Source organism: Candidatus Neomarinimicrobiota bacterium (genome assembly GCA_012964825.1).
GTDB lineage: Bacteria > Fidelibacterota > Marinisomatia > Marinisomatales > S15-B10 > UBA2125.
Map to the genome: position 1 here is coordinate 63,239 of DTTI01000069.1, position 7,526 is coordinate 70,764.

Below are 7,526 nucleotides of genomic sequence, written 5' to 3' on the forward strand. Positions count from 1 at the left end.
TTTAATTCCACTTTCAGAAGAGAAAAAGGTGAAAAGCAGGAGATAAACCTGTTAAATCTAAAATGAAACCTCAATCCCAAAAGTGGGGAGCATAAGCAGGGTATATATGGGTTCATAATAAAGAACAGGTTTGGGGAACTGCAAACTGAGGGGAATATGCTCTTCGCCCCCTTCAATGTTGATAATACTCCTATACTCAAGCACATTTTTTCTATTGTAGGCGTTCAACAGCTCAAAAGTGAGTTTCAGATTCACCCGTTCTTTAATAGACTGATCATATTCTAACCGGACATCCAGACGGTGATATGCAGGATACCGAGCTGAGTTGAAATTCTCAGGCCCTCCAAAAGTAGGAACAAAACGGGCGTAACCTGTTTCCGGGTCAGAAAGGATGATGTTTCTGATCGTGGTAGAATCAAGGTCATCCACCGCCTGCCCCACCATTGGCTCCATGCTGATTGCGGGAGTATAAGGAAATCCGGAGCCGTACTGCCATCGAGAGCTGACCGTCAATCCTCTCCCTAGCCTTACGCTTATCCCCATACTAAGGGAATGCCGCCGGTCATACTCGAAAGGGAAGCGTCTAAGAGCTCCCTGGGCCATACGCTCCTCTTCCGCACGGCTGAAAGTGTATGAAATCCAGCCGGTCCATCTGTCATCTATGGTGACACGCCTTTTCTCAAGCCGTCCTTGAAGACCTACTGCGTCCACAGTACTACCGTTTTCCGCTTCCAGTGCAGGCTGGAACCGCATAGCTGTAACTACGTCGTAGCTTTCAGACAAGGCAGGCGGCCCCGTGTGATAATCTCCAACCAACCGAGACTGGATATCAGCTTTACGTGTAATCAGTTTTTCGAAGTTTTTCCGGAATCCCTCCAGAGCCAGATTGAAACCGCGACGGTTTTTTCTTTCAAAACCGACACTGGCGTGCCAGCCGAAAGGGGAAATGAGTCCTTCCAATGTTCTATACTGCATCAGATCAAAGACACGGCTGCCATCCAGAAACTTCTCATAACCGGGACTCTGGACAAACCGACCACCCGCCGCCCGGACGGTTCCGGCGGCTGTCTCTAGAGAAGCCCGAATCCTTGGAGAGACCAGCAGTTCTTCACTGAGACCTATCCTATCGATTCTCAGACCCGGTGCAAAGGTGAAACGGCCTCCCTGCGGTGTCCAGCTATCCTGAACATAGGCGCCAAAACGTGAATAGTCACTGACAATGTCCATACTGTCCATCATAGTGCCAAACCAGAGAGGAGCGTCTACCAGAGCTTCACGGACCTTCTGACCAAATTCATTTAATTCCAGGTCGCTTGCCATGGTGGCGGAGATACCGTCAAAACTCCCGCCCAACTCCATGACATGATCACCTTTTTTGATGATACTCCAGCCACCGAGGGAAATTCTTTCGAAGCTATATGTCTGATGATGGTTGAAACGAATGGTGTCCACTGCCCCGAAAGTAGGAGGCGGCAAGGGCGGCTCCACCCCAAAGCCCTGGGGAATTGAACTTTCTGGGTCATCCAATGGAAGAAGTTCACTAGCAAAGTCGCTCTTCCCTCCGTAGTGGTAACCGTTGAGGTAAAAACCAACCTGAATAAAGTCAGACAACGGTGTGTGCCACCTTATTCCGGCTAGCTGATTCCACATCCGGTCCGCACCGTCAATTGTTCCTCTTTCACCATCCTGTTCACCTAACTCGGGCTTCACCAGGAAATCCATATTATTATATGCCGACAACAAGGTAATCTCTATCCGCTGACCTTCTTTCGGGTGAAGGGCGACTTTGGCATATAGATCCTCGAATGTCGGGAAGGCCAATTCGTTGCCGATCTTCAGTTTTGCTGCGACAGTTCTACCTACTGTACCATAGTAAGATTTTCGTCCACTCACGAGCCAACTTCCGTCATAAGGTAATTTCCCCTCCAGAATAATATTGGTGTGGTAAGTCGTGGCCGCTACCGTACCTGCAAACGGCCTATCTGTTGTGCCGTCACGTGTGGTCGCTTCTAGGACAGATGAGAGACGGTCACCGTACATGGCCGGGAATCCCGCTGTGAAAACCCTTATTTCACTCACGAGCCGCGGATTGAATGGTGACGCCATTCCGCTTCTCCGATAAGGGTTGAATAGCTCCATTCCATCAATAAGAATGAGATTTTGATCCGGGCTTCCTCCAGGCACCACAAAAGTATTGGACAGATCATCAGTAGTAAGAATGCCTGGGAGGGACTGAACAGCGGTGAGGGCGTCGCCGAGGGTACCGGACATTTCTTCAATGGATCTTCTTGTCAGTTCAAAGGACGGTACGGAAAACTCCAACCGCGGATCGGCGCCCCGCTCTCCTTCGGCAATCACTAATCCGCCTTCAAGAGGTTCAAGCGTCAATCGGACGATGACGGACTCGGTGGAGCTGTCTGTCAAATGAAGGGAGACCGACTCACGTCTGTATCCTACCATGCTGATATGGATGGTATGATCTCCTGCAGGGATCCCTTCAATCACAAACCGCCCGTCACCGTCGGTGGCGTCACCAAGAGTTGTCCCTTCAAGAATGATGTTGGCATCTCGCAAAGGTTCGCCCGTAACCACATCAACAACGCGCCCTGCCACGGTCTGTCCTTGGAGTGGGATGAACAACAGAAACACCAGTGCCAAAAATATGCCTTTCTTCACTTTCTCGAATTTATGCCTATATCTCAGTTGAGGGCCCATGATGAAAAAGTAGCAAGCTCCAAGATACTCAAATTCCGGAGACTGAAGCTTCATCAAACCAGACACGGAAATGCTCTATTGGGCTGTTTGAAGTTCCATCTAAAAGGATGATGGTATATCTGCTGAAACAGGATTCTCTTTTACCGGGCCGTAAGAGCCGTCCCTTTACTTCACTCGAAGTTGTCCGGCGTCAACCGGCAATGAAATGCTCATAAATCCATTATTATTACTCAAAAAAAGCATGTGGTTCAGGACACGTGTTTTTTTAGCTCACTTGTGTTGCCAAGTTTAGGTCGTAATCAAAGTAACTATTTTGGGTAAAACAATAGTTACCACTGAAAAAAATATCAAATTCCATTATCAAAAAACTTAATTAATTGCTTTGGTACTACCCCCATATTCTCCCAGACAAAAGCAAAACGATCGGTCGCTAGTTGAATTCGCTGTGCTGTCAAAACACTCCCATGCCCGGCCCGTGTCTGAATTCGGATGAGGGTGGGATTTGCTCCCGTATTTGCCTCCTGAAGTCGTGCCCAAATTTGAATGAATGGGCCGGCACAACTCTATCGTCATGATCAGCTGTGGTTACAAGAGTAGCAGGATATGCTGTACCATTCTCTATCGCATGAAGTGGGGAATATTTTCTCAGGTATTTGAACATCTCCGGTGAGTCGTCTGCTGTACCGTAGTCAGATGCCCACCCTGCTCCGGCGGTGAATTGGTGATATCTTAGCATATCCATAACTCCTACTGCAGGTAAGGCAACTTTCATGAGATCAGGCCTTTGAGTTATTGTCGCACCGACAAGAAGTCCTCCATTAGATCCACCAGAGATAGCCAAATAATCGCTGGAGGTATAATTGTTTTCGATTAGGTATTCCGCTGCTGCAATAAAATCATCAAAAACATTCTGCTTGTTCAACTTGGTCTCGGCTTCATGCCAAGCTTCTCCATACTCCCCCCCACCCCTCAGATTAGGTTGAGCATATATACCCCCATTTTTCAACCACACTATATTGGAAATATTGAAACGGGGTGTTAGGCTGATGTTAAACCCCCCGTAAGCATATAGTATTGTCGGGTTTTTCCCATCTCTTACAAGGTTCTTTTTTTGAACTATGAACATAGGGACTTTAGTGCCGTCCTTACTGGCAAGAAAGACCTGCTCAGTAATGTAATCTGATGGGGGAAACTCTGTTTCTGGACTTTTGTACAGTTCTGTTTCGCTGGTAGAAATAGTATACTTAAAAATGGTCGTTGGATAAGTAAATGAACTGAAGGAGTAGTATAGCTCTTCCTCCAGTTTTTTTGCGCTGAATCCGGATGCTGTCCAATCAAAAGTGAGGCTATCTGAGTAGTTGCCATCATTTATATCAATATTTGTATCATTAGCTGGAGAAACCATGCTAAAAGATGTTGGAGGGTCATTAACAGCAGTTACATTGACAGTTACCGTTGCGGTTTCAGAATCATCCTTCCCGTCATTGACCTTAAAAGTGAAATTCCCATGTCCATCTCCAGAGCCATTTTCATTTGGCGAGTAAATGACCTTGTGTTCTGAATTAGACACAGAAGCTGGCAGCTCTGAACTCGATATTGCCGTTGACTTGTTGGTTCCATCATCAGTCTGAAATAGACTGCCATTAGCAGGTAATGTTACAATACTGTAGGTTAGGGCATCGCTATCTGAGTCTGTCCCAGACAAAGTGATTGTAACTTCCGTATCTTCACTGGTAGCAACCGTTTGTACCGTGGCAACTGGTGCTGAGTTTGGTTGGACAGGAGTTGAACTCACTTCACTGGAATAATCACTTTCATTATTCAAATTGTCAACAGCCTTGAGTCTATAATAGTATGTTGTACCATTGGTTAAACCGGTCAGAGTTTTGCTTGTATCAGCTACACCTGTTGTGGAATCGACCTTTGCAGTAGGAGTCTCCGACCCTGATTGGGAAGGGTCCGCTGCTTCGCCAAAAAATTAGGTTACTCCGCGAAAATCCTGGCTACGTTTACACCGTGACAGGAATTACATCCTCCCATTGAAATGCTGAAGGCAACGGGCATACTATATTCGCCATGATCAGTAACTACCGATGGATAAAGTAAGCCAATTTCCCCATCACCCTTACCGCCCGGCATTATCTCTTTAGTTGTATAAAAGTTTCCATTGCCATCAACTTCCAATACAGCAACAGGGTTTCCAAGTCTATTTTTTCCGGGAAACAACTTCACTTTGATGTTTGGATATGGAGTTTCACCATCAGGTTTGAATACACTGCCAGCCACTTTATAAATACCTCTGCCGGCCCCATTTAATGAATGACATGTAATACAATCTTTTCCAACGTTGTGGCTTCGCAGTTCTCCGGTCTTGCTTACTTTTGTTTCTAATCCGTGGCACTTGTTACATTTTGCTTCATTCATATGAAGCGGGAAGTTGAACGACTTGTTTTTTGATTCTTCTTCTTCAGTAAGAAAAATAGCACCTGGTTCCCCACAAGCATTTAGCGTCAATGATGCCAGAAAGATTAATAGATTATAGCAGTTAAAATGAGGTTTTATTTGCAACGGATTACCAGATGAGCTATGATTTTCATCACACTGTGCAAATATAGTCAAAAAGGACTTTAAGGCACATTTTTTTGTGCTATTAAAAACCTCTCAATTAAGCAAAAAAAGCTTCCTTATTTCTTTAACAACTCAAGCTGTGTTTTCAGTTCTTTGAAGCGCTCAAAAGCGTCCTTTCCAGGCATAGGTCTTCTGTTTTGTTACTAAAGAGACACCTGACTGTACCGATATCATCCTGGCATCGATAGTAAAGGTGTCACCAACCCTGCCAATAGAGCCGCCGATCATATTTTGCACACCCAGAAGCTGACCCACTTCAACAGCACATTCCTCTGAGGTACACCCTGTCTGTTGGAAACCCTGTTCCTGGAGAACTTCCTCCATCATACCACGCTCAACCAGACGCATAGCACCTACATCACCTACTGCTGTACGGAAACGATTGGTCAGGGAAGTGGCTTCCAGCTGGCTGATGCCGCTGGCGTCAAAGTCGATAACAGCTACTGTCTGGCGAAAGTCTTGGGCTGAAACTAGGCTGAAGAGTAAGAGCAGTATGGCGAGTAGCTTTTTCATTTTATCAAAAAATTATATCACGATGTGGGTGCTTCTTTCATCCCACAAACCAAAAAGCCCCACGGTTGATTACCACAATTTTCCTCCAATCTGATCCCCCCTCGGTTATCATGTATCCTGCCAAAGAACCATCCTTAGTAAAGGAAACACCCCTCAGAGCCACCGTCCCATCTTCAGAGAAAGAATTCGGATCCAGAAAAATCTGGGGAGGAGCATTTGAGCCAGTTGTGGAACGATGCAAGACGGAATGATTCTGGAGACCTGTGTTCTTGTAGAAGTATTCGAAGTTTCCTTCTCGAAAGGGAGCGGAGACACGCTCATAGTCGTATAGGGTTTCAAGACGTTTTTTTATTTTGTTTCTGAATGGAATGTCTGTGAGATAGTTCTGGGTTATACGGTTCTGACCAGCCACCCATTCACCTGTCTCAACTGAATTATCATCCTCAAGCCAACGATAGGGGTCTTTAACCTGCTGTTCGTGGTAAACATCAACATGGTCGATCTTTCTTGTCGAGAGATAGAGGATCGGTTCTTCATCAGTCTTTCCATCACACCCCAGAAGGAAGAGCGTCAGCACAAATACTTTTGCATGAAGATCAATTGATCTTGTGCTTATGATTTTCTCCTCAATAAAACGTGTTATTCCCAACCGAATCTTTGGTGAGCTTTTTCAATGAGACGTCGCAACTCTTTGATTGGCTCTGTATGATCATCAACCTGAAGACGGAGTACAACGTCATTGTTCAGCCAAACTCCCCCGTCCTTTTTTACAATCAAAATGGCGGCAGATTGCATGCCACGTGAATCCCCTCCGGCGGCTTGACCCGCTTCAAGTGCACTAAGCAACCGCATGGATATATGACCCCTTGTCCCCTCAAATGTCTCAACCATATTTTTCACCACCAATTCACTTGCCAGGATATTGCCTTGAGCACTGCAATTCTTGCCATATTTATGACCTGCCCAAAAGGATGCCTTCTGGCCGGTGTGAGTAGCGACGTTTCCCTCAGAATCCATAACAGAAAACTGTCGGGCAGCTTTGGGCCAATCTTCGGGGTGGGGATCGAGATCATTATTCAACAAAGTTTTAACTACTTGCTTGGGGGACAATCCTTTTCTTAATAATTCTAGCCCCTGTGGGCCATAGCTCACATCGACATAAGCTTGTGTCGCAACCATCCCAACATCAGCCTTTCCCCACAAAACACCATTCCCGACAGAAAAAACCCTCGATTGAACAGCTCCACCTACCATTCCTGTCTCAGGGTCAAAACCCAGTATGGAAAAGGTCGCTACAGGACGATCATTACTTGATTGCCTCTCTTGACTATGAGCCGGGAGTAAGAGCACCAATAGTATTAAAAGATAATAGCAGATGGGGGTGCTAAAGATTCTTCTCATTTTCTCTCTTTTTATGACCAATGGATCCTTCTTATAAGAATCATGATGGTCCTGTTGAAGTGGAACAGAAACCTATATATCATGCTGTTATATGCTCTCGCATAAATCTAGACCCAATTTATCTAGTAGAATTTATATAATCGTTCATTTAGACAATGTTTGCGGCGCCGGGACAGGGAGACTGTATTTTTTGCCACTGCGATGCTTAACATCTACAGATTCCGCACCCGATCTGAAATGGATCACTGTATTTCTGTCCTGGCTCCAAT

At 45.7% G+C, this 7,526-nt stretch carries 5 protein-coding genes and 1 pseudogene; all 6 read right to left on the reverse strand.

All coding sequences use genetic code 11. From position 1 onward, the window contains the following. Nucleotides 1-57 precede the first annotated feature (57 nt). The gene (locus EYO21_06755) at nucleotides 58-2,781 is read right to left on the reverse strand and encodes a TonB-dependent receptor (protein ID HIB03505.1); all 2,724 of its coding nucleotides are present in this window, start codon (nucleotides 2,779-2,781) and stop codon (nucleotides 58-60) included. A 281-nt stretch (nucleotides 2,782-3,062) separates the two neighbouring features. After that, nucleotides 3,063-4,120 (reverse strand): annotated as a pseudogene (locus EYO21_06760) (S9 family peptidase). A gap of 578 nt (nucleotides 4,121-4,698) precedes the next feature. Next, nucleotides 4,699-5,283, reverse strand: a complete 585-nt coding sequence (locus EYO21_06765) for a hypothetical protein (GenBank protein HIB03506.1) — start codon at nucleotides 5,281-5,283, stop codon at nucleotides 4,699-4,701. Nucleotides 5,284-5,445: 162 nt separating this feature from the next. Further along, nucleotides 5,446-5,856, reverse strand: coding sequence for a hypothetical protein (locus tag EYO21_06770; GenBank protein HIB03507.1), 411 nt, complete (start codon nucleotides 5,854-5,856; stop codon nucleotides 5,446-5,448). A 37-nt stretch (nucleotides 5,857-5,893) separates the two neighbouring features. After that, nucleotides 5,894-6,511, reverse strand: coding sequence for a hypothetical protein (locus EYO21_06775; GenBank protein HIB03508.1), 618 nt, complete (start codon nucleotides 6,509-6,511; stop codon nucleotides 5,894-5,896). Beyond that, the gene (locus EYO21_06780; protein HIB03509.1) at nucleotides 6,496-7,257 is read right to left on the reverse strand and encodes a DUF1028 domain-containing protein; all 762 of its coding nucleotides are present in this window, start codon (nucleotides 7,255-7,257) and stop codon (nucleotides 6,496-6,498) included. Before EYO21_06780 ends, EYO21_06775 begins: the two co-directional genes overlap by 16 nt. Nucleotides 7,258-7,526: the final 269 nt, after the last annotated feature.